Below are 24,149 nucleotides of genomic sequence, written 5' to 3' on the forward strand. Positions count from 1 at the left end.
CCGCAAGAGAGCATCACCATGACCTACGACCTCATCCTGACAGGCGGCACAGTGGTCAATCATGACGGCGAGGGGCTGCGCGACGTCGGCGTGACGGGCGGGCGCATCGCCGCGATCGGCAATCTGCGCCAGGCCTCGGCTGGCGAGACGATCGACTGCCGGGGCCTGCATATCCTGCCGGGCGTCGTCGACAGCCAGGTGCATTTCCGCGAGCCGGGACTGGAGCACAAGGAAGACCTGGAAACGGGTTCGCGCGCGGCGGTGCTGGGCGGTGTCACCGCCGTGTTCGAAATGCCCAACACCAACCCGCTGACCACCAGCGAGGCAACGCTTGCCGACAAGGTCCGGCGCGGCAGTGGCCGCATGCATTGCGATTTTGCTTTCTGGGTTGGCGGTACCCGCGACAACGCCAGGGAGGTCGGCGACCTCGAACGTTTGCCGGGGGCCGCTGGAATAAAGGTCTTCATGGGCTCGTCCACCGGCGACCTGCTGGTCGAGGACGATGAAGGTGTCGCCTCGATCCTGCGAAACACCCGCCGCCGCGCCGCTTTTCATTCGGAGGACGAGTTCCGCCTGCGCGAGCGCCTGGGCGAGCGCATCGAGGGCGACCCGTCATCGCATCCGGTCTGGCGTGACGAGATCGCCGCCTTGCGCTGCACCGAAAGGCTGGTCCGCATCGCGCGCGACGTCCGCGCCCGCATCCACGTCCTGCACATCTCGACCGCCGAGGAAATACTGTTCCTCGAACAACACAAGGATGTCGCGACCTGCGAGGCCACACCGCACCATCTGACGCTGAGCGCCGACGACTATGCGCGCCTCGGCACGCTGATCCAGATGAACCCGCCGGTGCGCGACAAGCGCCATCGCGACGGCGTCTGGCATGGCATTGCGCAGGGCATTGTCGACGTGCTCGGCTCCGACCACGCGCCGCACACATTGGCCGAGAAGGCAAAATCCTATCCGGCTTCACCCTCGGGCATGACCGGCGTGCAGACGCTGGTGCCGATCATGCTCGACCACATCAATGCCGGCCGGCTGACCCTGCAGCGCTTTGTCGATCTCTCCAGTCATGGCCCGCAGCGCATCTTCGGCATGGCCCGGAAAGGCCGCATCGCCGCCGGCTACGACGCCGACTTCACCATCGTCGACATGAAGCGGCGCGAGACCATCACCAACGCGCAGGCCGGCTCGAAAGCCGGCTGGACACCCTATGACGGCAAGCAGGTGACCGGCTGGCCGGTCGGCACCGTCATCCGCGGTCAGCGCGTCATGTGGGAAGGCGAAATCGCCACGCCAGGCCAGGGCAGGGCGGTGGAGTTCTCCGAGGCGCTGCCTGGTTAGGCAACCAGTGGCTGTGCGTCACGTCTTTGTTTTTTAAGCGTTCCACACTATGTTCAAGGCATTATGCAGGCACATAGCGCGCCTATGATTGACCCCGCCGAGTTTCCAGAGCTGCAAGCGCTCTTGTGGAATCGCGATGCCGCGCGACTGATCCCGGCCAACGAAGCATTTGCGTTGTACGAGCGCAATTGGCGCTTTGTCGATCAGACACGGCTTACGACGCGCGAGAAATTGCTTATCCAGAATCTCGCCAGCGAATTCGGTCACGGTATCCTTCTGACTGCCGGCTGAATTGTCCTCCTGTGCTGGTTTTCGCCTCGCATTTGCAACCTCAAAACCGGACATTTCGCGAGCGGAAGCCATGAAGGAATTCAGAAAGCCGGAACACAGGATTATCGCTGAAGCCCTCGCGCTTATGGACCGCGATTTCCTGACCGCAGCCCAATGCTGGTTCGGTGGCGGGACGGCGATTGTGTTGAAATTGGGCGAGTATAGGCGGTCGTTGGACGTCGATTTTCTGTGCGCGGACGTCGACGGCTATCGCCAATTGCGAATGTCAGCAGTCGAACGCGGTGTAAGGGCATTCTTTCCTGAACCAGTCGAAGCTGTACGGGATTTTCGGATTGATCAGTATGGCCTGAGGACCGTGGTAAAGTTGAGGGGGCAATTGATCAAGTTTGAAATCGTTCGTGAAGCCCGCATCCCATTGCAAGGTCGTTTCGACGACGATCTAAATGTACCTTCTTTGACCCCCTCGGACATGTTCGCCGAGAAGTTATTGGCGAATGCCGATCGATGCCAAGACCGTGCTGTCGGCTATCGCGATGCTATTGATCTGGGGATGTTGATCAGCGCCTACCGGGAGATCCCGAGCGACGCTGTAGCCAAGGCCCAGGCTGCATATGGACAGGATATCCAGCGCAAGGTTGTTTGGGTGGTTAACAAGCTTCGGGATGCGGAAGAATTGAATTACGCAGCCGAGATCCTACAGATGGAGGCTGACATGGCTTGCGGCGCCATTTCGGCTCTTCGAAATGAGAGCATTCGCATTTGGCCTGATGCTGACATCAGCGAAGAACCTGCCAGCCCGCTCAAATAGCAACATCGTCTACGATGCTTGCATCCTGGCGCAACCAGGCAGGCGATGGCTTCAATCGCCGGCCACGAAGAAGGTCCATTGTCCGGCGGGTGTGATGCCGACGCGATAGAAGATGTAGGCGCCGAACTGTTTCATGTCGTCGAAATCGCCGGCCGTGACGATCTTGAACAGCTCGACCCGCTGCTCGGCGTCGAGTTTGTCGAGCGGCAGCGCGAAGAAATACGGCCAGACATAGAGTTCCTGTGGCGTGCCCGCATCGACACGGACGTAGCCGGCGGAGAGCACCTCCTCCAGAATAGCCAGGATCTCCTGGCCGTCAGGGTCGCCCGACAGCCCTTTGAGGAAGGCGATGGCGTCGCCATCGATATCGGCAAGTGACAGTTGGGTCATGCTGTCGCCCTTGCCGATCAAGGGCCTGAGCTTCTCGATGTCGCCGCTCTTGCAGGCTTCGATGATCAGGTCATGCATGCGCCGCACCGGCTCGGGCAGCTTGCCGAGGTCGTAGACGACTTCCGGCAGGGGCGCCTCGGGATCGACACGCGGCCTGTTGCTGCCGCCATCCGAAGGAGTGTCAGGCTCCGCGGCGTCGGGAGCGGCCGGTTGGCTGCTCGAAGGCGACGTTCCCACTGGGTCAGGCATGGGAACTGTGCTTCCGGGCGTTGAACTATCGCCATCCGTCGACGGTGTGACCGGCGAGGGGAGTTCCTCGTTTTTGATCTCGCTCAGTGCATAGGCAGGGCTGCTGGCCAGGCACGTCGCCAAGGCAATCGCGCCACAGCAAGCAGCGAGGCGGATGTAGAGGACAAGGCCCTTCGGCCTGCCTGACATCGGAAAATTCACTGCCCGTATCTCCCTGCTCCGGGCATGGTGCCCGATCGGCATCCAATCGTCAAAGAACCTGATATCGGTTCAGTGCCGCAGCCGCTCGGGTTCGAAGGCGCCAGCAATCACTTTTTCACGCATACGGTCCAGCAGGGCAAGGGCCGAGGTCTCGCCATTGGCGCGCAGCATTTCGCCGAATGCCGTTTCGAGTGCCGCCTCGGCAATGATCTCGGGCTCGATGCCGGCCGAAAGGCCTTCCGCCCAGGCTTCGCTGTGGCTCTCAACCGCCGTCAGGCGCTTCTCTTCCCTGACCAGCGCGTCGATGTCGTTGGCAGCATGTTCCATAAGCGATGTCCACCCTTTCAAGCGGCAACCCATCAGTGTGGATCAGGCTTGATCTGTTCCATTCATAGGCAGCTCCAAGTAAGTATCTGTAAATACGACATTTTTTAGATCGTCTGTTACAGGGGCCGACTGTGTTTGGCGAAGCTGCGTTTCAACCCGGATCAAACTTAGCCGATTAGGCCGGCCTGCGGGGCGAAAACCTTCAGTTTGAGTTAATTCCGCATTCGCGTGGTAACGTTTGATTAACGCTGTTGCAGAAGTGCAACATCAGGATTGCACCAAGACTTAGACAGGCACAAGCCGGATATGGCGATCATCGGTCGCGACGGGCCTGATATCTGTTGATGGATGCTCAGTTGCCGTAACGCGAGGCGATGTCGCGCGACAGCGTCTCACCTTCCTTCATATAACGGCTGATGGCTTCAGTGGCCGAAGCGGTGCACTGGGTGTAGGTGCCGCCGAAGGAACGATAGCCGCGGTTGAAGCTGGCGATGAAGCGGGCGCGGCGTTCCGGGTCAGGGTTTTCCGAATCGAGCAGTTTTTCCATCTCGTCCCGCCACTGGTCGCCTTTCTCCCCGCACAGATTGCGCAGGAAATGCAGTGACCCCAGAACTTCCGCCAGCCGCATCAGCCCCGGCTCGAACGGCGACTCGGCACTGAAGGCAGGCCGCGCCGGGACAGCCGCGCTGACAGCAAGGCAAATGGCGAGGAGTATTGACGGACGGTTCATAAATCTTCTCTGACCGACGGCTTAGGCCGTTATCGTCTGTCGAACGGCTTAGGCCGTCATGGCTGGCAAGACAACATAAGCCTTGTGACGAAACAATTTGTCGCCTGCAAGGCGATTTTCAGTGCCGCCTCAGTGGGTCTGAAGGGGACCGAGGAGTTCCTCTGCGACCGCGAATACCGAGCCGACAAGCGGCAGCAGGGTCATCTCCTTGAGTGTATAGAAGGCAGCTGTCTCGGCGTCGTCACTGGCCACGGCCTCGCCACCGGCATAGGCGGCGCCGAAGACCGTGAGCAGATAGTCGACTGGGTGGCTGTCGTCCCTGCCGTCGATGTGGATTTCCCGAAGAGGCCGCAAGCCGGTGGCGCGCAAGCCGGTCTCTTCCACCAGTTCACGCCGTGCCGCATCCTCCAGCGTCTCGTCGCCTTCGACCTTGCCGCCGGGAAAGGCGTAGAGCCCTTGCGAAGGCGGCCTTGCCCGTTTCACGAGGAGTATGCTGTCCCCCCGCACGACGGCGACCGAGACGGCGGGAAGTGTCTTTCGTGCTTCGTTCATGATCAGGCTCATTCGCGGGCCGGTCTGTTGTGGACCGCCCGGTAAGAGGAAGCATTACCGGTTGCGCAACACCGGTTCCATAGCCACTTTCGGAGCCGAACCATTCGAAAGGCTCCATCATGTGAGGACGTTTTGCCTTGACCGCCACGCCGGACCGGACCGCCGCCTTCCTGGGCCTTGCCGAGCTCGAGGATTTCCCGGCCCGCTACAACATCGCGCCGACGCAGCCGGTCCTGATGGCGACTGCTGGCGTGCCGCGGGCTGCAGGCTCCAACCTGCCGGATCGGCAGCCGATGCTGGTGCGCTGGGGGCTCCTTCCTGCCTGGGTCAAGGACACCAGGGAGTTTCCGCTGCTGTTCAACGCGCGCTCGGAAGGCGCAGTCGAAAAGGCCTCGTTCAAGGCCGCCATGCGCCATCGCCGTGCGCTGGTGCCGGCATCCGGCTTTTACGAGTGGCGGCAGACCGGAGGCAGGAAGGGGCAACCCTATTGGATCCGGCCGCGGCATGGCGGATTGGTCGCCTTTGCCGGCCTGATCGAAACCTATGCCGAGCCGGGCGGCTCGGAGATGGACACCGGCGCCATCCTGACCGTCAACGCCAACGCCGACATCGCCCATATCCATGACCGCATGCCGGTGGTGATCGATGTCTCCGACTTTGCCCGCTGGCTGGATTGCCGCACGCTCGAACCGCGCGATGTCGCCCATCTGCTGCGGCCGGCACAGCCCGATTTCTTCGAGGCGATCCCTGTCTCCGGCCTTGTCAACAAGGTCGCCAACACCGGACCGGAGATTCAAGAGAGGGGCGAGGTTGGGCCGGAACCCGAGAAAGTCAGGCGCCAGAAACCCGGCGCGGACGACAGTCAGATGACGCTGTTCTAGCGAAGCCAGTCGGGGTCTTTATGTTCAGGGCGCTTGTTCGCGCCCTCGGTGTCGGCCGGGGCGCCGCTTCAGGCGGCGCGGGGCGATACGATCTTCTGCGCCGGCTTCTTCTTCTTGGCGGTGTGAAGAAGGGCGGCGACGATGGCTGCCGGACCGATCGCACGATAGTGGTTGGCCAGCGCCGGTTGCTTGGCGCGATTGGCTTCCTGCTTGCTTCGAGGCATGTTTCTCTTCCCAGATAACGTTTTCGTGTATGCGACTTGGTCGCCGAATCCGACCAAATCGTGACGCTTGCTGATCTAGCCGGCGAATGTTTCATGACTGTGCCGACATGTTTAATAAAATGTTTCATTGGCTGATTCCGTGTAATCGGGCGATGCGTTTGCCAGCCCTCGCGATGTTTTTCCCGGGATCAGCGACTTGACGGCAACACTGGTCGGGGCGATAAAGCCGCCCATGAAAACGTCTTTCGCCATTTGTGGCATTTGCATTATTGGCTAGCCTCGCGCTGGTCCGGACGTTTTCGCCTCATCTTCCCCAGATTGGACAAACGCCCCGGCCAGCAGGCTGGAGTCTGATTTGCGCCTCGGCGCGGGGCTGGCTCCATCCAGACAAGAAGTTCTGAAACCGGGAAGGCTTGGAATGTCTGACGCATCGCAGGGCCTGCGCCTCTACAACACGCTGACGCGCGCGAAAGAGGACTTCGTGCCGATCGATCCGCGAAATGTGCGCATGTATGTCTGCGGCCCGACGGTCTACGACTTCGCCCATATCGGCAACGCCAGGCCGGTCATCGTCTTCGACGTGCTGTTCCGTCTGCTGCGCCATCTCTATGGCGAGACGCACGTCACCTATGTGCGCAACATCACCGACGTCGACGACAAGATCAACGCGCGCGCGTTGCGCGATTTCGGCGGCGAGATATCAGCCGGCACACTGTCGCTCAACGAAGCGATCCGGCGGGTTACCGAAAAAACCGCCGACCAGTTCCACAGGGACGTCGCCACGCTTGGCTGCCTGGAGCCGACGGTCGAGCCGCGCGCCACCGAATTCGTCGAGCCCCGCGCCGACGGCAAGGCGGACATGATCACCTTGATTCAAAGCCTGATCGGACGCGGCCATGCCTATGTCGCGGCGGGCGAAGTTCTGTTCGATACGGCGTCGATGCCGGACTATGGGCAATTGTCGAAACGCAATCTCGACGAGCAGCAGGCCGGCGCCCGCATCGCCGTCGACCCCCACAAGAAAAACCCCGGCGATTTCGTGCTGTGGAAACTGTCTTCGGCCGAAGAGCCGGGCTGGCAAAGTCCGTGGGGCAGGGGCCGGCCCGGCTGGCATATCGAATGCTCGGCCATGTCGGCTGCCTATCTCGGCGAGGTCTTCGACATCCATGGCGGCGGCCTCGATCTGATCTTCCCGCACCATGAGAACGAGATCGCCCAGTCGCGCTGCGCCCACGGCACGTCGGTCATGGCCAATGTGTGGATGCACAACGGCTTCCTGCAGGTCGAGGGCCAGAAGATGTCGAAGAGCCTCGGTAATTTCTACTCGATCCACGAATTGCTGGAGACCGACACTTTTGGTGGTCGCAAATGGCCGGGCGACGTGCTGCGGCTGGCGATGCTGATGACGCATTATCGCGAACCGATCGACTTTTCCGTGCGCAAGCTGGAGGAGGCGGAAAACACGCTGCGCAAATGGAAACGCGCGGCGGATCTGGCGCCGGCCGCGGGAAGTCGGTTGCCGGTGGAGGTGGTGGAGGCGCTGTCGGATGACCTCGCGACCTACGCGGCCTTCCAGCAACTGACCCAGCTTGCAGGCGAGGCGACCGAATTCAGCGGCGTTGGCGAAAATGGCGCTGCGGCTTCCTTGAAAACCTCGCTCGCATTCCTCGGTTTCGACGTCGGCGCGGCTAAGGTCGACGAGGTCGCGATCGCTCAGGCCATCGCCAGGCGCCTGCAGTTCATCGCCGCGAAGAACTGGGCCGAGGCCGACCGCATCCGCGATGAACTGCTGGCCAAGGGAGTGCAGCTGAAGGACGGCAAGGACCCGGTCACCGGCGAGCGCATGACGACGTGGGAGATCAAGCGGTGAGGGTGGTTGCTGTTATGGCCGGAGTGGAGAGGTTGGCGGGCCGTAGAGAGCTGATCTCGACAGTCCAAGGTGCCGGCAGCCCTCCAAGGCTGCTGCGCTTCTGGAACGACGACGTGATCCGCGATATCGACAATGTCTGCCAGCACATCGTCATCGAGGCCGGCCTGGCCGATGCTGAAATGCCGGCGAGCGAACCGGCAACGGAGGAACTCGTTCCATGATCGACCATCTCGGCATCACCGTGTCTGATTTCGACAATTCAAAAGCCTTCTACGACAAGGCGATGGCGCCGCTCGGTGCCTCGCTGCTTTACATGGTGCCGCAGGAATACACCGGTGGCGCCAGGGTCGGCGGTTATGGCCGCGACCGGCCAGTGTTCTGGCTGAGCGCGGCCAGCGAAAAGCCCCGAGATCACCAGCACGTCGCCTTCACCGCGCGCAGCCGCGCCGAGGTCGACGCCTTCCATGCCGCCGCCCTTGCAGCCGGCGGCAAGGACAATGGCGGGCCGGGCCTGCGCGCGCACTATCACCCCAACTACTACGGCGCCTTCGTCTTCGATCCCGACGGCAACAATGTCGAGGCGGTCTGCCATGATCCGGAGGGAGCCCATGGATCGGAGTGAAAGTCGATGAGCCTCGACAACCGGCCGGTCTATACGGGCGGCTGCCAGTGCGGCGCGGTGCGCTTTCGCGTCGAAGGCGCGCTTGGCGACGCCTCGGTCTGCCACTGCCGCATGTGCCAGAAGGCGAGCGGCAATTTCTACCTGCCGCTGGTCTCGGTGCGCGGCGCCAAGGTCGATTGGACGCGCGGCGAGCCCAAGCGGTTCCGGTCCTCCAATGCGGCCTGGCGTGGCTTCTGCGCCGAATGCGGCACGCCGCTGACCTTCGAGGCGCCCGACGGCATGGCGCTGGCGATCGCCGCCTTCGACGATCCGGCTGGTATCGTGCCGACCATCCAATGGGGCACGGAGGCGAAACTGCCCTATGTGGATTCCATTCCGCGATTGCCGGGTGAGGATACGATGGCGGATATGGGCTCGGCCCCCTATCTCGCCGAGCTCGTCTCCTATCAGCATCCCGACCACGACACCGACCAATGGCCGCCGGAGGAAAGACCATGACCGAGACAGTCCGAACCGGCGGCTGCCAATGCGGCGCCGTGCGCTTCCGCATCAAGGGCGCTCTGGGACGCCCATCCATCTGCCATTGCCGGATGTGCCAGAAACAGTTCGGTTCCTTCTTCGGCGCGCTGGTGACGGTGCCCAAGGATGGTGTCGAATGGACCCGTGAGGAGCCCAGCTATTTCCAGTCGTCGGTCAACATCGATCGCGGCTTCTGCGCCCGGTGCGGCACGCCGCTGACCTACCGGCAGCCCGGCGGGCTCGAGATCGCCATCGGCGCCTTCGATGACCGCTCCGATCTGGCGCCGCGGATCCAGGTCAACTACGCGGCCCGGCTGCCCTGGGTGGAGACGATCTTCGACCAACCCGTCCACCAGGATCCAGACTATTACGCGCGACAGGAGCAGATCATCTCCTTCCAACATCCCGATCACGAAACGGCCAATTGGCCGCAACAGGGCCTGAAACTATGAGCTTGCGCACCCTCTATCCGGAAATCGAACCGTTCGACTCGGGCATGCACGACGTCGGTAATGGCCATCAGGTCTATTGGGAGCGGTCGGGCACCAAGGGCGCCAAGCCGGCGGTGTTCCTGCATGGCGGGCCGGGCGGCACCATTTCGCCAAAACACCGGCGGCTGTTCGACCCCAAGCTTTACGATGTCATCCTGTTCGATCAGCGCGGCTGCGGCAAGTCAACGCCGAATGCCTCGCTGGAGGCCAACACGACCTGGCATCTCGTTGCCGACATCGAACGCCTGCGCGAAATGGCCGGCTTCGATAGATGGCTCGTGTTCGGCGGTTCCTGGGGCTCGACACTGGCGCTCGCCTACGCCGAGACACACCCTGATCGCGTCAGCGAACTGGTGGTGCGCGGCATCTATACGCTGACCCGCGCTGAGCTTGAATGGTATTATCAGTTCGGCGTCTCAGAGATGTTCCCCGACAAGTGGGAACATTTCCTGGCGCCGATTCCCGAGGCCGAGCGCGGCGACATGATGGGCGCCTACCGCAAGCGGCTGGTCGGCTCCGACCGCAAGATGCGGATCGAGGCCGCCCGCGCCTGGAGCCTCTGGGAAGGCGAGACGATCACCCTGCTGCCGGAGCCTGAAACCAGCGGTCCCTTTGGCGAGGACGACTACGCCGTCGCCTTTGCCCGCATCGAGAACCACTATTTCGTCCACGCCGGGTGGCTGGAGGAGGGGCAGTTGCTGCGCGATGCCGGAAAGCTCAAGGACATTCCGGGCACCATCGTCCATGGCCGCTACGACATGCCGTGCCCGGCGCGCTACGCCTGGGCGCTGCACAAGGCGTGGCCGAAGGCGGACTTTCATCTGATCGAGGGCGCCGGCCATGCCTATTCGGAGCCGGGCATCCTCGATCAGCTGATCCGCGCGACGGACAAATATGCGGGAAAATAACGGTACCTGACTGCGCTCTGCGACGACCTTTCGAGCTATGGCCATGACAAAACAACGCCTCTATCTCTTCGACACCACACTGCGCGATGGCCAGCAGACGCCGGGCATCGACTTTTCGGTCGAGGACAAGATCGCGATTGCCAAACTGCTCGACGAGTTCGGCTTCGACTATGTCGAAGGTGGTTATCCCGGCGCCAACCCGACCGATACCGCCTTCTTTCAGCAAAAGCGCACGGCACGCGCCAAATTCGTCGCTTTCGGCATGACCAAGCGGGCTGGGGTCTCCGCCTCCAACGATCCGGGACTGGCGGCACTCGTCCAGTCGAAATCGGACGCCATCTGCTTCGTCGCCAAGAGCTGGGATTACCATGTTCGCGTCGCGCTCGGTTGCACCAACGAGGAGAACCTCGAGAGCATAAAGGTGTCCGTCGAGACATCAGTCGCTTCGGACAAGGAAGCAATGGTCGATTGCGAGCATTTCTTCGACGGCTTCAAGGCCAACCCGGACTATGCGCTTGCCTGCGCGAAGACAGCTTATCATGCCGGCGCGCGCTGGGTGGTGCTTTGCGACACGAATGGCGGCACGCAGCCCTCGGAAGTGCGGGCAATCGTTGAAAAGGTCATCGCCGCGGGCATCCCGGGCGAGCATCTCGGCATCCACGCCCATGACGACACCGGCCAGGCGGTGGCCAATTCCCTTGCTGCCGTCGAAGCCGGCGTGCGTCAGATCCAGGGCACGCTGAACGGCATTGGCGAGCGCTGCGGCAACGCCAATCTGATCTCCATCGTGCCGACGCTGGCGCTGAAGCCGGCTTTCGCCGACCGCTTCGAGACTGGAATTTCAGCCGAATCGCTGACCGGCATCTCAAGGCTGTCCCGCGCCTTCGACGAATTGTTGAACCGTGCCCCGGAAGCGCAGGCCCCCTATGTCGGCTCGTCCGCCTTTGCCACCAAGGCCGGCATTCATGCTTCCGCGCTTGCCAAGGAGCCGGCGACTTATGAGCACGTGCCGCCGGAATCCGTGGGCAACCGTCGCCGCGTCATGGTCTCTGACCAGGGCGGCAAGGCCAATTTCCTCGCCGAGTTGAAGCGGCGCGGCATCGATGTGCCGAAGGACGATCACCGGCTCGACGCCCTGATATCCGTGGTAAAGGAGCGTGAGGCGTCGGGCTATGCCTATGAGGGCGCCGACGCCTCCTTCGAACTCCTGGCGCGCAAGATGCTGCATGGCCTGCCCGAGTTCTTCCACGTCACCTCGTTCCGCTGCATGATCGAGCGCCGCTTCGATGCCAACGGACAGTTGAAGACGGTATCGGAAGCGGTGGTCAAGGTGCTGGTCGAGGGCGAGGAGAAGATGTCGGTGGCCGAGGGCCATGGCCCGGTCAACGCGCTCGACATCGCGCTCCGCAAGGATCTCGGCAGATACCAGAACGAGATCGCCGATCTCGAACTCGCCGACTTCAAGGTGCGTATCCTCAATGGCGGCACCGAGGCCATCACCCGCGTGCTCATCGAATCGCATGACGGCACCGGCGCCCGCTGGTGGACGGTCGGTGTCTCCGAAAACATTATTGACGCATCGTTCCAGGCGCTGATGGATTCAATCATCTACAAGCTGATGAAGAACCGCGAGATGGCGGGGCTGGTGGCTGCGGAGTAAGTTGAACCATCAGCGAAAGTCCATTGATCCATCAGAACTTTGCGATGGTCTTGCCAAGGTTACTGGGCCATAGCGTTGGGCCATGGCCGCTGAAGCAATTGCCTCCGATACAGATTCAAAAGCCCGCCGCGGCTTCTTGCTGGCGCTGGGCGCTTATCTCTTGTGGGGGTTGCTGCCCTTCTACATGAAGGCGGTGGCGCATCTGCCGCTTGCCGAGGTCATTGCACATCGCATCGTCTGGTCGGTGCCGATTGCCGCGGCGGTCCTGGTCTGGGCCGGCCGCACGGCCGATTTCAAGGCGGCGATCCGCTCGCCCCGTACCATCGCCATGGCGGCGCTGACGGCGGCGTTGATTTCGGTCAACTGGGGCATTTACGTCTGGGCGATCGCCGTCGACCGCACCGTCGAGACAGCCCTCGGCTATTACATCAACCCGCTGGTCAACGTCGTGGTCGGCGCGCTGCTGCTTGGCGAACGGCTCGACCGGCTGCAGATCGCGGCGGTGGCGCTTGCCGCGGTTGCCGTCGCCGTACTGACGATCGATGGCGGCAAGCTGCCCTGGGTGTCGCTGGCGTTGGCGTTTTCCTTCGCCGCCTACGGCTTCTTCCGCAAGACGCTGCCGATCGGCCCCAGCCAGGGTTTCCTGCTCGAAGTGCTTTTGCTGTCGGTGCCGGCGCTGGGCTACATCGTCTTCCTGATCGCCACCGGACAGGACCATTTCGTCTCCAGCAATGGCACCGACACCGCGCTGCTCATCGGCTGCGGGCCGGTGACCGCCGTGCCGCTGCTGCTGTTCGCCTTCGGCGCCAAGCTGCTGCGCCTCTCGACCATCGGCATCATGCAGTACATAGCGCCGACCATGGTGTTTCTGATTGCCGTGCTGATCTTCGACGAGCCGTTCGGCACAACGCAGGCTATCGCCTTTGCCCTGATCTGGGCGGCGCTTGCGATCTATTCCTGGTCCATGCTGGCGACGGCGCGCCGGGCTACATCTGTCCGAGCCGCCTGACGAAAAGATAGGTCGCGCCCGCGATCAGCAGCGATACGGCGGTGACCACCCAGAAGCCCAATGGGGTGTTGACCAGCGGCAGGCCGCCGACATTCATGCCAAACAGGCCCGAGATGATGGTCATCGGCAACAGCACCGCCGTCATCACCGAGAGCACATAGAGCAGCCGGTTCGACTGCGTCGTCAGCTTGGCCATCAGCTCGTCCTGCAGCAACCGCGTGCGCGCCTGCAACTGCTCGCCGTCATAGTGCAGCGTCTGGGCGCGGTGCGAAAGCCGCGCTGCCATGTCGTTGATCGAATCCGGCAGGTCGTTGCGGTGCGAATGGTCGAGGTGGCGAAACAGATTTGTCAGCGTCGCCATCTGCCGGTGGATGACCACCAGGTGCCGGCGCGCATCGACCAGCGCCTGCCGCTCATTGTGCCATGCGTCGCAGACGATGCGGTCCTCGATGCCGTCGAGACTGTCGCTGAGTGATGCCAGTTCCGCCGCCATGCCGTCGAACGACTGCCCGACGACAGCCTCGATCAGCTCGGCCGGCGAGCGGAACTTGCGCGATCCGTTCTCGATCGCCTTGCGGATGTTGTCGACCGATTGCAGCGGTTGCTTGCGGGCGCCGACCAGCATCGTATCGTTGAGCGCGAAGCGGAAATGACCAAGCCCGCCGGCTTCCGCCGAATAGTCATGGCGCAGGTCCGGCAGATCGCCGTAGAGCCAGTCATCCTCGAGGTCGATATGGCAGCCATGGCTGGCGCCCAGGAAGGCTTCGCGCACCGGCGCCGGCAAGGCCTTATCGGCGCCGATCTCGTGGCGGGCGCGCATGTCGGAAAGCCGGTAGCTGCGCCATGTCCAGTGCGCGGCGGCGGCATCCCTGGTGCGCGCGCCCTCGGCGGTAAAGTGGTAGATGAAGAACAGCCCGTGCTCATCGGGCAGGTAAGGCGACAGGTCGGTGCCTTCGGCGGGGAGGGCGATATACATGGCGGCTTCGCCGGTCTCTGATGCGGTCGGGGTCGCGGGGGCGGCCAGGTCCGATTTCTAGCATGGCATCCCCGATTTAGTGTGACTGTTTCGTGACGGCGCCTTCCTACAGGACGCTGGTGATCCCGCCATCCACCAGCAGTGTCTGTCCGCTCACGAAACTGGCGGCGTCGGAAGCCAGGAACACGGCGGCTCCAGCAAGCTCCTGCACCTCGCCCCAGCGCCGCATCGGCGTGCGGCCCGTCAGCCAGCCGGAGAATTTCTCGTCGGCGACCAGCGCGGCGTTGAGCTCGGTCCTGAAATAGCCCGGCGCGATGGCGTTGACGCGCACGCCGTGCTGGCCCCATTCGCCGGCCATCGACTTGGTCAGCATGGTGATGGCGCCCTTGCTCGCCGCGTAAGGCGCGATCGAAGGGCGCGCGAGCACGCTCTGCACCGAAGAGACGTTGATGATCGCTCCCCTTTGGCGAGCGATCATGCCCTTTACGACGGCCCGGCTCACCTTGAACACGCCGTCCAGGTTGGTGGCCATCAGCGCGTCCCAGTCGGCGTCGCTAAAGCTTTCCAGCGGCGCCCGGCGCTGGATGCCCGCATTGTTGACCAGGATGTCGATCGGTCCGGTGCCCGTTTCCGCCGCCGCGACCGCCTTGTCGACCGACTGTGTGTCGGTCACGTCGATGACCGCTTCCGCGATCGAATGGCCCGCGGCGCGCAGCCTGTCTGCGGCCACTTTCAGATCGCCGGCCTTACGGCCGCCGATCGTGACGCGAGCGCCGGCGCTCGCAAGCGCCTCCGCGAAGGCCAGGCCCAGCCCGCGGCTGGCGCCGGTGATGAAGGCATGCTTGCCTTCGAGGCCGAACAGGCGGCCGAGATAGTCAGTCGAATGCAATTTGCACCTTCATCGATCGCGAACTGTCGGCCGCCAGCGCGAAGGCCCGTCTGGCCTCGGCAAGCGGCAGCACCAGCGTGCCGCGTGACTTGATGACATGCAAGGCGCTTTGTCGCCTTGGCGCCCGGCTGGCGGCCTCGGTTGTCGCGGCCGTCAGCCTCAGCGCTTCGGCCCGAACCCCGGATAGGGGTTGAGCCGCACGATCGCGGCAATATCCATCATGCCGGCCTTGACCAGCGGCAGGGTGGCGAGATGGCCGCGCACATCGGCTTCGCTGCCGGCTTCGAACATCATGCCGCTGCCGGGAATGTCGCCGCGATTCCAGATCTGGCGCACGGAGCCTTCCGCATAGAGGGTGCGGCGCTGTTCGGCCTCGTCAGGCAGAACGGGTGCGAAATCCGCGTCGGTGAACTTTTCCGTGTTGCGGGTGAGAAGGGCAAGGAACTGCATTTCGATCTCCTGTTGTCAGTGGTTGATGGCAGGAGATATCGCGCCGCATGGTCAGACTGTCCAAGACTTATTAGGCTAAAGTTGAGACCTGAGAGGACTTGGGTTTCGAGGAGCGAGAATGTTCGACCTGCGCCAGATCAGATATTTCGTCACCGTCGCCGAAACCGGCAATGTCGGTAGAGCCGCCGAATTGCTGCATATCTCGCAATCGCCGCTCAGCCGGCAGATCATGCAGCTGGAGCAACAGCTTGGCGTCGCCCTGTTCGAGCGGGCAAAGCAGCGCGTTCATCTCAATGCCGAGGGCCGCGCCTTCCTGACCGAGGCCCGTGCCTTGTTGTCGAATGCGAGCCGGTTGGAGGAGCTTGGCCGCAACCTGGCCAGCGGTTCCACCGGGCGCCTTGCCATCGGCTATGTCGAGGGTGCGGTTCATGCCGGGCTTGTCGCCGGCATGCTGCGCCAGTTCCGCCGCGACCGGCCGGATTTTCACCTGCAGCTGAGAAGCCTGCGCTCGGCGGCGCAGATGGAGGGGCTTCGGCAGCGCTCGCTCGATCTTGGTCTGGTGTATTCTCCCGCGGCTGCCGACGATCCCGATATCGCCAGCACGCCGCTGCGCCACGAGCCGCTGGTGCTGGCCATTCCCGAAGACGATCCGCTGGCCGATGTGGCTGATATCCAGCCGCACCATCTCGACGGCCGCGTCTGGATCACCGTGGTGCGCCAGCCCGACGACACCAATCGTGGCCAGTTCCTCGCCGCTTGCGCCGAGGCTGGCTTCGTGCCCGATATCGCTTATGAAACGGCCGACCCGCTGACCTCGCTCGGCCTTGTCAGCGCTGGCCTTGGTCTCGCCACCGTGCAGGCAAGCCTGCGCACTGCCGCGCCGCCCTCGATCCTGTTCCGCGACATGCCGTGGTTCGGGCGCATGGTTTCCATTCATCTCGCCTGGCGACGGCAGGACCGGCGCGCGGTTATCGCCGATCTGCGGGAGGCTGCTCGGAGGGAGGGGAGTAGGGAGTAGGGAAAAGCGTGCGCTCGGGCAATGCAAACGTACTGCCCCCTAGCTCTACATCTTGTCGATCACCGACTGGACGCCTTCCGTCGGCGCGTCGACCGACGACCCGGCCACCATGATGGCGGCGACGATGGCCTCGGGGTCGTTGACGACCAGCGGCTTCACACGCTGAGCGGTGTGAATGAAGCCTTCCCCAGCCATGTGATCAAGCAACGCCGTCATCGGGTCCCAGAATCCGTTGACATTGCCGAAGACGATCGGCTTGCGGTGATGGCCGAGCTGCGCCCAGGTCATGATCTCGACGATTTCCTCGACTGTGCCGATGCCGCCGGGCAGCGCCACAAAGGCGTCGGATTTCTCGAACATCTTATGTTTGCGCTCGTGCATGTTGTCGGTGATCAACAACTCGTCGAGCCGGTCAAGCGCGGTTTCGGTGGCTTCCCTGTTGATGAGGAAGCGCGGAATGATGCCGGTCACCTTGCCGCCGGCCTTGAGCGCGCCTTCGGCGACAGCGCCCATGATGCCTTTGGTGCCGCCGCCATAGACCAGCCGCAGCCCTGCCTTGGCAATTGAGCGTCCAAGCAGATGGCCGGCCTTGACATAGATTTCATCGCGGCCCGGAGACGAGCCGCAATAGACGCAGACGGATCGAATCGTGTTCATACGGATGATTGGTGATTGGGTCTGGAAGCCTGGTCAAGCCCAAAGGCTGACAAGGGCGGGCTTTTTCTTGTCGGCTTTGGCAAAACACGCTAGACCGGCGTTAGGTGGCTAAGGGGTAGGGAAATATGGCAATTAATCCATTGAAGGCGTTCCTGTTCGCGGCGGGTGGGACCGTCGCGGCGGCGGGAACCGCCTATGTATCGGGCGCGCTCGACCCGTATCTTCATCCCGCGCCGCCGGCGCAAGTGGCGGCCTTGACGCCGCCCGCGGCGCCGAAACCCGCCGACCCCGGCACGGAAGGGCGGCTGCCGGCTCCGGCGGTGCCGGCCGCTCCGGCCGCGGCACCCCAGGCGACAGCCCCGGCAGCACCCGCAACCGATGCGGCGGCGCCTGCGGCGCCCGCGACGGCGGGTCCGATCGCGCCGACTTTCGACGTCGTGCGCGTCGAGAGCAACGGCTCGATCGTCGTTGCCGGCAAGGCGGTGCCCAACTCGAAGGTCGAAATCCTCAACGGCTCAACGGTGATCGGCTCGACGGTGGCTGGTCCCGATGGCGCCTTTGTCATCGTGCTCGACGATCCGCTGAAGCCCGGCGACTATACGATCGCGCTGCGTTCGACCGTCGGCACGGTCGTGACCGCCTCGGCGCAGACTGCCGTGGTCTCGGTGCCCGCGAATGCGGCTGGCCAGGTGCTGGCCATGGTCGAGGAGCCGGGCAAGCCGGCCGAACTGTTGACGGTTCCGACACCCGAGACAAAGCCGGCGCCGGCAACCGGCGACCAAGCTGCTGAAGCGCCCGCGACGGTCGCTCCAGCGCCCGCCGCGCCGGCGCCGACCGCGCCAGCCGTGGTTGAGGCACAACCCGCTCCGGCGACACCGGCCGCGCCGGCTGTGGCTGAACCCAAGATCGTCGTCGAGGCGGTCGAAATCGACGGCAACAAGATTTTTGTCGCCGGCCTCGCCGATCCGGGCCGCAAGGTGCGCGCCTATGCCAACGACATTCTGCTCGGCGACGCACAGACGTCGCCGGACGGCCATTTTCTGGTCGAGGCGACGCGCGACATTCCGGTCGGCAGCTATACCATCCATGTCGACGGCCTCGATGCCGACGGCGTGAAGGTGGTGGCTCGCGCCGCCGTACCCTTCGAGCGCGAGCCGGGCGAGGCGGTCGCCGCCGTTGCCCCAGCCGGGACCAAGCCGGCCGAGACCAAGCCGGCAGAGACCAAGCCCGCTGCGCCTGCTGCCGCGGAGGCACCAGCCGCTGCGGCGCCTGCTGTTGCCGCTGCTGCTCCGGCGGAGTCCGCACCAGCCGCAGAGGCCCCGGCACCGGCCGTTGTCGCGGCAGCCACGCCGCCAAGCGACGTGCCCGAAGTCGTGTCGCCCAAGCTCGAACATGCCGACGGCGCGGTCGTCATTCGGCGTAACGATACGCTGTGGCGGATTTCAAGGCGCGTCTATGGTCACGGCGTGCGCTACTCCACCATATACCTCGCCAACCAGGACCAGATCAGGAATCCGAACCGCATCTGGCCGGGGCAGGTATTCAAAGTCCCGGAAAAGTCGAAGGAAGGTGAAGCCGCCGACCTCAAGGCGATGGGCGAGCAGGCGACCACTGCACCGGCGAAGACGCAATAGCGAGAGATCGGCAATTCCGGCGATCTACCCATCGGCCTAGCTTGCCCTGTCATCGCTCATCGTCTATCGCCGATGAACGATGACAGAATACATCCCCGTATCAGACCACGCCGCCTCGGCGGCGCCTGGCTGCATGCCGGACAGCCGCCTTGTCGCGGCGCGGTTCGCAGCGCTTGCGCATCCGGCGCGGATCGAGATACTGAGGCATCTGTCCGCCAGCAATTCCTGCTGCTGCCGTGAGGTTGTCGACCATTTCGATCTGGCGCAGTCGACCATCTCCCAGCATCTGAAAATATTGGTCGAGGCCGGCCTTGTCCGCTTCGAGCCCGATCGTCAACGATCGCGCTATGCCGTCGATCGCGCGGCACTTGCCGACGTATCGGCGTCGCTCGGCGCGCTCATCAATTCCTGCTGCTCCGGCCGCTGATCCTCTCACCCAAAAGGCAAGAAAAGTGGCCGAAAAAACCGTCTCCGCCGACACCTCGACACTCACGACATTGCGTAACCTCTGGCCCTATATGTGGCCGGCCGACCGCGCCGACCTTAGGGCGCGGGTGACCTGGGCGACGCTGTTGCTGGTCGTGGCCAAGGTGACGCTGGTCGCCGGTCCCTATTTCTTCAAATGGGCAACCGATGCGCTGGCGGGAGGCTTCAAATCGCCCCCGCCGCTGCCGTCGTTCATGCTCGCCCCGGTGATGCTGGTCATTGCCTATAATGTGCTGAGGCTTGTCCAGCTCGGCTTCAACCAGCTGCGCGACGCTCTCTTTGCCCGGGTCGGCCAGCATGCGGTGCGTCAGCTCGCCTTCCGCACCTTCGTGCACATGCATCAGCTGTCGCTGCGTTTTCACCTGGAGCGCCGCACCGGCGGCCTGTCGCGCATCATCGAGCGGGGCACCAAGGGCATCGAAACGATCGTGCGCTTCATCATGCTGAACACGGCGCCGACGATCCTCGAATTCGCGCTGACCGCCGGCATATTCGGTTTCACCTATGGCTGGAAATACGTGGCCGTGGTGGCGATCACCGTCTGCCTCTACGTCTGGTTCACGGTCAAGGCGAGCGACTGGCGCATCTCGATCCGCCGCGACATGAACGACAGCGACACCGACGCCAACACCAAGGCGATCGACTCGCTGCTCAATTTCGAGACGGTCAAGTATTTCACCAATGAGCGCATGGAGGCCGAGCGCTTCGACCGCTCGATGGCGCGTTACGAGATCGCCGCCACCAAGACCTGGACCTCGCTCGGCTGGCTGAACTTCGGCCAGGGCTTCATCTTCGGCGTCGGCACGGTCGTCGTCATGTGCATGTCGGCGCTGGAGGTGCACGCCGGCACCCAGAGCGTCGGCGATTTCGTTTTCATCAATGCCATGCTGGTGCAGCTTTCCGTGCCGCTCAACTTCATCGGCTTCATCTATCGCGAGATCCGGCAAGGGTTGACCGACATCGAGCACATGTTCGATCTGCTCGACGTGCCGCAGGAGATCGTCGACAAGCCCAACGCCAAGCCGCTGGCCGTGAGCGCCGGCAAGGTCGAGTTCCGCGACGTCCACTTCTCCTACGATCCGAACCGCAAGATCCTGAAGGGCGTCTCCTTCGAGGTGCCGGCCGGCAAGACCGTTGCCATTGTCGGGCCGTCGGGGGCGGGCAAGTCGACCATCTCGCGGCTGCTGTTCCGCTTCTACGACGTGCAGGGTGGCCAGGTGCTGATCGATGGCCAGGATGTGAGGGATGTGACGCAGGACAGCCTGCGCGCGGTGCTCGGCATGGTGCCGCAGGACACGGTGCTGTTCAACGACACCATCGCCTACAACGTCCGCTACGGCCGTGTCAGCGCCGGCGAGGAGGAGGTGCGCAAGGCCGCCGAACTCGCCCAGATCGGACCGTTCATCGAGAAGCTGCCGGACGGCTACAAGTCGATGGTCGGCGAGCGCGGGCTGAAACTTTCCGGTGGCGAGAAGCAACGCGTGGCGATCGCGCGCACCATCCTGAAGGCGCCGCCCATCCTGATGCTCGACGAAGCCACTTCGGCGCTCGACAGCCACACCGAACAGGAGATCCAGGCCGCGCTCGACCTGGTCAGCAAAGGCCGCACCACCATCGTCATCGCCCACCGCCTGTCGACGGTGATTTCGGCCGACGAGATCATCGTGCTCAAGGATGGCCAGATCGCCGAGCGCGGCACCCATGTCGAGCTGATGCGAAAGCACGGCCTCTACGCCTCGATGTGGGACCGCCAGCGCGAGGCGACCGAGGCCGAGGAGCGGCTGCGCATTGCCCGCGAAAGCGACGAACTGGGTGTCGTCGTGCGCAGGCGCACGTCGGAAGTGTCGTAGTCGGTGGAGTGCCAATCTCCCCCCTTGTGGGGGAGATGCCCGGCAAGGCAGAGGGGGGCTGTCCCGCGGTCATCTCCGGTTTCTTTCGGAGCAGGCGCCGCTGTCTGGGCCTTTCCACAAATCAATCGAGAATCCTGCTTGACCTCAACTTAAGTTGAGATTGTAGACCGTCGCTCGAGAGCCGCGAAACAGCATCCTCGAGGACGAGACAAATGGATATGAGCGTTACGAATCAGAACGTTAACGGCAGCAGCGTGTTCAGGGTCGACAAGTTCGTCGTACCCGCCGCCGCGCGCGAGGAGATCCTTAGCAAGGTCAGGACGACACACGAATTGCTGCGCCAGCAGCAGGGTTTCGTGCAGGATTTCCTGCTAGAGCAATTTTCGGGGCCAGGTGAATTCAATCTGGTGACGATCGTCGAATGGGAAAGCCAGGCGGCCGTCGACAAGGTCGTGCCGATCGTCAAGGCGGCGCAAGAACGCGTTGCCTTCAACCCGCAGGAGACGCTCGCCCGGCTCGGCGTCAGGGCCGACATCGCCAACTATCAGCGGGTTCCTGGGCTCTAGCCCGGCCAGCCGACACCGGGTGCCGGCGCTTTAATGCCGAGCACTTGGCCGGTGCGGGCATCGCTGACCATGTGCTCGAAGCCGCGCCATTCGGCGGCGGTGATGAACAGCGTTTTCCTGTCCGCACCGCCCAGCATGCAGGCAAAGCAGCCGCGATCGGCGGTGACGGTCTGCAAGACGTCGCCGCCTTCGCGCACCCGCACGCAGTGTTTGTTGGGCACGTCGGCGTACCAGGCCGCCCCTTCGGCATCGAGGCAGATGCCATCGGGATATCCGTCTAGCGCGGCCCAGACGCGCCGATTGGACATAGTGCCGTCGGCGGCGATGTCGAAACCGGTGAGCCGGCTGGCATGGGATTCGGCGATGATCAGCGTCTTGTTGTCGGGCGTCACCGCCATGCCATTGGCGAAGGCGATGCTGTCAGCCACTTGGCCGATCGTGCCCTCCGGCGTGATCAGCACGATGGTGCCGGGGCCGAAATGCTCGCCGGCAGCCGGCGCCGGCCCGCCGCCATTGACATAGATGTTGCCGCGTCCATCGACGACGATCTCGTTCCATGGGCTTTTGGAGAGGGCTCGCAGATCGGCATGGGTGACGAGCGAGCCATCGGCTTCCTGCCGCAACAGCAGGCCTTCGCGGCCCGCGATCACCAGCAGCCGGCCATCCGGCAGCCAGTCGATGGAGTAGGGCAGCACGGCCGGGATGGTGAGCATGACCTCGCTCTTGCCGCCTTCGTCCACAGCGATGATCTCGCCGGTGCCCCAGTTGCAGACCCACAGGCGTCCGTCATGCCAGCGCGGCGATTCGCCGAAGGCGAGACCGGTGGCAATGAGACGCTGGGGAAGCGGGTGAAGAGCGTGGTTCTGCATAGCGAGGAACTCCTTGTTGGACGACGGCTTGCAAGACGGCGTCGTCTCATCAAGGACGGGCGGGGGATGGGTGTCCCGACTTCAGCGTCAGCATTTTCGTTGGCCGGAACGCTGCCCCTCACTTTGAGGTCCCGATAGCTCAGGTTTGAATTCCTATATCCCATTGTGCTGCCGATATTGTTTCGTCACAATAACCCGTGGGAAGTTTTTCCTAGCACTTAGGGATTTTTGAATGTTTGGCTTTTTCTCCAGAATATCCAAGAGAATCGCCCAGGCTTCGTCTGGTGTCCAGTCTCCAGCAGCGAGGCATGCATCGAGACCCCGGTTCTTGTTGCCGGTGATCGTGCCCCGGTCGATCGTAGATGAGGCGAACGAAGAACCTTTCGAAGTCGCCTTCGCTGTTGAGAAGTTCATCCAAAGCATGGTTTCCGAGGGGCTTTACCGTAAATGGGAGATTAACCCGAAGGCGATGCAGGTCTCCCATGCTGATTTGTATTCGGCGGAGGTAAAGAACGGTGGCCATAGTCAATTCATCCATAATGCCGGCGAGGAGTTCGACGCTATGGTTGCAAACGCCCGCGCGGCTCTGACGGCCATTGGCGCAAAAGGGCAATTGGCGGCTCTCGAAAAGATGTCCACCTGGGTCGCCGATCACCCTGACGAGGCCGAAGAACAGACTGGCTTCGAGGGCGGCCGCGACGATTTTCTCGATACACTTGACCATGCGTTCTACGACGCCGACGAAGCTTCACCAATGATCGAGCTGTTGGCGCGCTGGATCGTGTCCTGGCCTGACCTGCGAGTTGTCGAAGACGAGACCTTCGATGAGGCCATACTTCAGTTGGCAATGGCCAATCCTCGTCGTGAACCTCGGCTCCTCCATCAATCGATCGCCGAGCTGGTCGGTCAGATGATCAGCGCTCGGAACGTGGGAGTCAGTCTCGCTTGCGCCAATGCAACGCCGCCGGAGGTCAGATTGTTGCTGGGCATGGCCAGGATGCTGGATGTCGATGGCGAGAAGCAATTGGTTTTTCAACTCCGGACCAATTCGAATGAGCCTCGCCTGTGCGTTGCAACGGGCAGCCACGCAGCATTTTATGAGTGCATACCTCCAGAGGCACCAGCGATTATTCGCCCCGGTGAAAACCTATTCACAGCCGGCGCGCCGCGCGTTGGCCGCAGGCTCGGGTACGCGGACGGGCAAATGGTAGCAAAAGTGATTGAGCTAGCGGAGGAGTATCATGCGCCGGTTGCCGTCGATCTTCTGTTGCGAAAGATTGGGGTCGATCCGACCAAGGCTATCGTTTCGGCGAATTCGGTCGTTCAGCGTGCGGAGGGGCCGGTTGTGAATTGGGTGGTGATGGCTGGTGGTCACGCTTTTCTCTTCCAGTCGTACCCGGATCGTGGCGTGCTGCTCCGCGGCGACCACGAAGAAAGTCTTGCGGAGGTTCATCGAAATGAGCTTCAGGAGTATTTTGACCTCACCGCGGCAGCTGGCGAATAAATTGTTCGTGGTGGATCCGAGCAGGCCCTTCAGCTGCCATTGCTTACTCGAGAAGAACACTTCATCGGCGTGGCGGCGCTGAGCGATGCCACTTGCCGGTGCCGCTCTGCTCGACGACCAGCACGGGTCGCCATCGCGGCGAAAGCTGGCGACAAACTCGCGCCGCCGATTGTC

Annotated in this window: 28 protein-coding genes; 18 read left to right on the forward strand and 10 right to left on the reverse strand. The window is 63.0% G+C overall.

What is annotated here, in order from left to right; translation table 11 throughout:
- Positions 1 to 12: 12 nt before the first annotated feature.
- From EN850_RS00800 to EN850_RS00810, 3 genes are all read left to right on the forward strand, one after another.
- Positions 13 to 1,344 carry a dihydroorotase gene (locus EN850_RS00800; protein ID WP_189590984.1) on the forward strand — a complete coding sequence of 444 codons (1,332 nt, stop codon included), beginning with the start codon at positions 13 to 15 and terminating at the stop codon, positions 1,342 to 1,344.
- Between the two features lie 84 nt (positions 1,345 to 1,428).
- Positions 1,429 to 1,635, forward strand: coding sequence for a hypothetical protein (locus EN850_RS00805; RefSeq protein WP_245511629.1), 207 nt, complete (start codon positions 1,429 to 1,431; stop codon positions 1,633 to 1,635).
- A gap of 70 nt (positions 1,636 to 1,705) precedes the next feature.
- Positions 1,706 to 2,443: a nucleotidyl transferase AbiEii/AbiGii toxin family protein gene (locus tag EN850_RS00810; protein WP_127278317.1), complete on the forward strand. Its 738-nt coding sequence runs from the start codon at positions 1,706 to 1,708 to the stop codon at positions 2,441 to 2,443.
- A gap of 51 nt (positions 2,444 to 2,494) precedes the next feature.
- On the opposite strand, the gene EN850_RS00815 is transcribed toward EN850_RS00810, so the two are convergent.
- From EN850_RS00815 to EN850_RS00830, 4 genes are all read right to left on the reverse strand, one after another.
- Positions 2,495 to 3,283: a hypothetical protein gene (locus tag EN850_RS00815; protein ID WP_189590930.1), complete on the reverse strand. Its 789-nt coding sequence runs from the start codon at positions 3,281 to 3,283 to the stop codon at positions 2,495 to 2,497.
- Positions 3,284 to 3,352: 69 nt separating this feature from the next.
- A complete protein-coding gene (locus EN850_RS00820) occupies positions 3,353 to 3,610 on the reverse strand; it encodes a hypothetical protein (protein ID WP_015318556.1) in 258 nt (85 codons plus the stop codon).
- Positions 3,611 to 3,962: 352 nt separating this feature from the next.
- Positions 3,963 to 4,340, reverse strand: coding sequence for a TIGR02301 family protein (locus EN850_RS00825; RefSeq protein WP_127278315.1), 378 nt, complete (start codon positions 4,338 to 4,340; stop codon positions 3,963 to 3,965).
- A 129-nt stretch (positions 4,341 to 4,469) separates the two neighbouring features.
- On the reverse strand, positions 4,470 to 4,892 hold the full coding sequence (locus tag EN850_RS00830; RefSeq protein WP_127278314.1) for an NUDIX hydrolase: 423 nt from the start codon (positions 4,890 to 4,892) through the stop codon (positions 4,470 to 4,472).
- A 137-nt stretch (positions 4,893 to 5,029) separates the two neighbouring features.
- Between EN850_RS00830 and EN850_RS00835 the strand changes: the two genes are divergently transcribed.
- Entirely contained in the window at positions 5,030 to 5,773 is a 744-nt protein-coding gene (locus tag EN850_RS00835) for an SOS response-associated peptidase (protein ID WP_246689119.1), read from the forward strand.
- 68 nt (positions 5,774 to 5,841) lie between these two features.
- Here EN850_RS00835 and EN850_RS00840 read toward each other — a convergent pair whose 3' ends face one another.
- Positions 5,842 to 5,997, reverse strand: coding sequence for a hypothetical protein (locus EN850_RS00840; protein WP_015318552.1), 156 nt, complete (start codon positions 5,995 to 5,997; stop codon positions 5,842 to 5,844).
- 418 nt (positions 5,998 to 6,415) lie between these two features.
- Between EN850_RS00840 and cysS the strand changes: the two genes are divergently transcribed.
- The 8 genes from cysS to rarD all read left to right on the forward strand — a co-directional run bounded on the left by cysS (position 6,416) and on the right by rarD (position 13,076).
- The gene (gene cysS / locus EN850_RS00845) at positions 6,416 to 7,867 is read left to right on the forward strand and encodes a cysteine--tRNA ligase (RefSeq protein ID WP_136090402.1); all 1,452 of its coding nucleotides are present in this window, start codon (positions 6,416 to 6,418) and stop codon (positions 7,865 to 7,867) included.
- 32 nt (positions 7,868 to 7,899) lie between these two features.
- Positions 7,900 to 8,088 carry a hypothetical protein gene (locus tag EN850_RS00850; RefSeq protein ID WP_135863760.1) on the forward strand — a complete coding sequence of 63 codons (189 nt, stop codon included), beginning with the start codon at positions 7,900 to 7,902 and terminating at the stop codon, positions 8,086 to 8,088.
- Positions 8,085 to 8,489, forward strand: a complete 405-nt coding sequence (locus EN850_RS00855; protein ID WP_136090403.1) for a VOC family protein — start codon at positions 8,085 to 8,087, stop codon at positions 8,487 to 8,489. The genes EN850_RS00850 and EN850_RS00855 overlap by 4 nt, the downstream gene beginning before the upstream one ends.
- A gap of 6 nt (positions 8,490 to 8,495) precedes the next feature.
- A complete protein-coding gene (locus EN850_RS00860) occupies positions 8,496 to 8,987 on the forward strand; it encodes a GFA family protein (protein ID WP_136090404.1) in 492 nt (163 codons plus the stop codon).
- Complete coding sequence (locus EN850_RS00865) at positions 8,984 to 9,460, forward strand: GFA family protein (protein WP_135883345.1); 477 nt, start codon at positions 8,984 to 8,986, stop codon at positions 9,458 to 9,460. Before EN850_RS00860 ends, EN850_RS00865 begins: the two co-directional genes overlap by 4 nt.
- Positions 9,457 to 10,407 carry a prolyl aminopeptidase gene (pip, locus tag EN850_RS00870; RefSeq protein WP_136090405.1) on the forward strand — a complete coding sequence of 317 codons (951 nt, stop codon included), beginning with the start codon at positions 9,457 to 9,459 and terminating at the stop codon, positions 10,405 to 10,407. The genes EN850_RS00865 and pip overlap by 4 nt, the downstream gene beginning before the upstream one ends.
- A 37-nt stretch (positions 10,408 to 10,444) precedes the next feature.
- On the forward strand, positions 10,445 to 12,067 hold the full coding sequence (gene cimA / locus EN850_RS00875; RefSeq protein ID WP_189590932.1) for a citramalate synthase: 1,623 nt from the start codon (positions 10,445 to 10,447) through the stop codon (positions 12,065 to 12,067).
- An 82-nt stretch (positions 12,068 to 12,149) separates the two neighbouring features.
- A complete protein-coding gene (gene rarD, locus EN850_RS00880) occupies positions 12,150 to 13,076 on the forward strand; it encodes an EamA family transporter RarD (RefSeq protein WP_135883342.1) in 927 nt (308 codons plus the stop codon).
- Here rarD and EN850_RS00885 read toward each other — a convergent pair.
- The 3 genes from EN850_RS00885 to EN850_RS00895 all read right to left on the reverse strand — a co-directional run bounded on the left by EN850_RS00885 (position 13,054) and on the right by EN850_RS00895 (position 15,391).
- On the reverse strand, positions 13,054 to 14,052 hold the full coding sequence (locus EN850_RS00885; protein WP_136090407.1) for a transporter: 999 nt from the start codon (positions 14,050 to 14,052) through the stop codon (positions 13,054 to 13,056). The genes rarD and EN850_RS00885 overlap by 23 nt on opposite strands.
- Before the next feature lie 106 nt (positions 14,053 to 14,158).
- Positions 14,159 to 14,941: a glucose 1-dehydrogenase gene (locus EN850_RS00890; RefSeq protein WP_135929066.1), complete on the reverse strand. Its 783-nt coding sequence runs from the start codon at positions 14,939 to 14,941 to the stop codon at positions 14,159 to 14,161.
- Positions 14,942 to 15,100: 159 nt separating this feature from the next.
- On the reverse strand, positions 15,101 to 15,391 hold the full coding sequence (locus tag EN850_RS00895; protein WP_136090408.1) for a muconolactone Delta-isomerase family protein: 291 nt from the start codon (positions 15,389 to 15,391) through the stop codon (positions 15,101 to 15,103).
- A gap of 118 nt (positions 15,392 to 15,509) precedes the next feature.
- On the opposite strand from EN850_RS00895, the gene EN850_RS00900 reads away from it, so the two are divergent.
- Entirely contained in the window at positions 15,510 to 16,409 is a 900-nt protein-coding gene (locus EN850_RS00900) for a LysR substrate-binding domain-containing protein (protein ID WP_135863768.1), read from the forward strand.
- 45 nt (positions 16,410 to 16,454) lie between these two features.
- On the opposite strand, the gene EN850_RS00905 is transcribed toward EN850_RS00900, so the two are convergent.
- On the reverse strand, positions 16,455 to 17,066 hold the full coding sequence (locus EN850_RS00905) for a TIGR00730 family Rossman fold protein (RefSeq protein ID WP_127281002.1): 612 nt from the start codon (positions 17,064 to 17,066) through the stop codon (positions 16,455 to 16,457).
- A 125-nt stretch (positions 17,067 to 17,191) separates the two neighbouring features.
- Between EN850_RS00905 and EN850_RS00910 the strand changes: the two genes are divergently transcribed.
- From EN850_RS00910 to EN850_RS00925, 4 genes are all read left to right on the forward strand, one after another.
- A complete protein-coding gene (locus tag EN850_RS00910; RefSeq protein WP_136090409.1) occupies positions 17,192 to 18,700 on the forward strand; it encodes a LysM peptidoglycan-binding domain-containing protein in 1,509 nt (502 codons plus the stop codon).
- A 133-nt stretch (positions 18,701 to 18,833) separates the two neighbouring features.
- The gene (locus EN850_RS00915; RefSeq protein ID WP_127280730.1) at positions 18,834 to 19,127 is read left to right on the forward strand and encodes a metalloregulator ArsR/SmtB family transcription factor; all 294 of its coding nucleotides are present in this window, start codon (positions 18,834 to 18,836) and stop codon (positions 19,125 to 19,127) included.
- Positions 19,128 to 19,152: 25 nt separating this feature from the next.
- Positions 19,153 to 21,036 carry an ABC transporter ATP-binding protein/permease gene (locus EN850_RS00920; RefSeq protein ID WP_136090410.1) on the forward strand — a complete coding sequence of 628 codons (1,884 nt, stop codon included), beginning with the start codon at positions 19,153 to 19,155 and terminating at the stop codon, positions 21,034 to 21,036.
- A gap of 218 nt (positions 21,037 to 21,254) precedes the next feature.
- Positions 21,255 to 21,602 carry an antibiotic biosynthesis monooxygenase gene (locus EN850_RS00925; protein WP_127280728.1) on the forward strand — a complete coding sequence of 116 codons (348 nt, stop codon included), beginning with the start codon at positions 21,255 to 21,257 and terminating at the stop codon, positions 21,600 to 21,602.
- Here the strand turns inward: EN850_RS00925 and EN850_RS00930 are convergent.
- Positions 21,599 to 22,471 (reverse strand): SMP-30/gluconolactonase/LRE family protein, encoded by an 873-nt coding sequence (locus tag EN850_RS00930; protein ID WP_127871410.1) that lies wholly within the window; start codon positions 22,469 to 22,471, stop codon positions 21,599 to 21,601. The two genes, EN850_RS00925 and EN850_RS00930, sit on opposite strands and share 4 nt — an antisense overlap.
- A gap of 337 nt (positions 22,472 to 22,808) precedes the next feature.
- Here EN850_RS00930 and EN850_RS00935 point away from each other — a divergent pair, with 337 nt between their 5' ends.
- On the forward strand, positions 22,809 to 23,975 hold the full coding sequence (locus EN850_RS00935; RefSeq protein ID WP_246689146.1) for a DUF4375 domain-containing protein: 1,167 nt from the start codon (positions 22,809 to 22,811) through the stop codon (positions 23,973 to 23,975).
- Positions 23,976 to 24,149 lie beyond the last annotated feature (174 nt).

The sequence above is a fragment of the Mesorhizobium sp. M8A.F.Ca.ET.207.01.1.1 genome, from assembly GCF_004794715.1.
Lineage (GTDB): Bacteria > Pseudomonadota > Alphaproteobacteria > Rhizobiales > Rhizobiaceae > Mesorhizobium.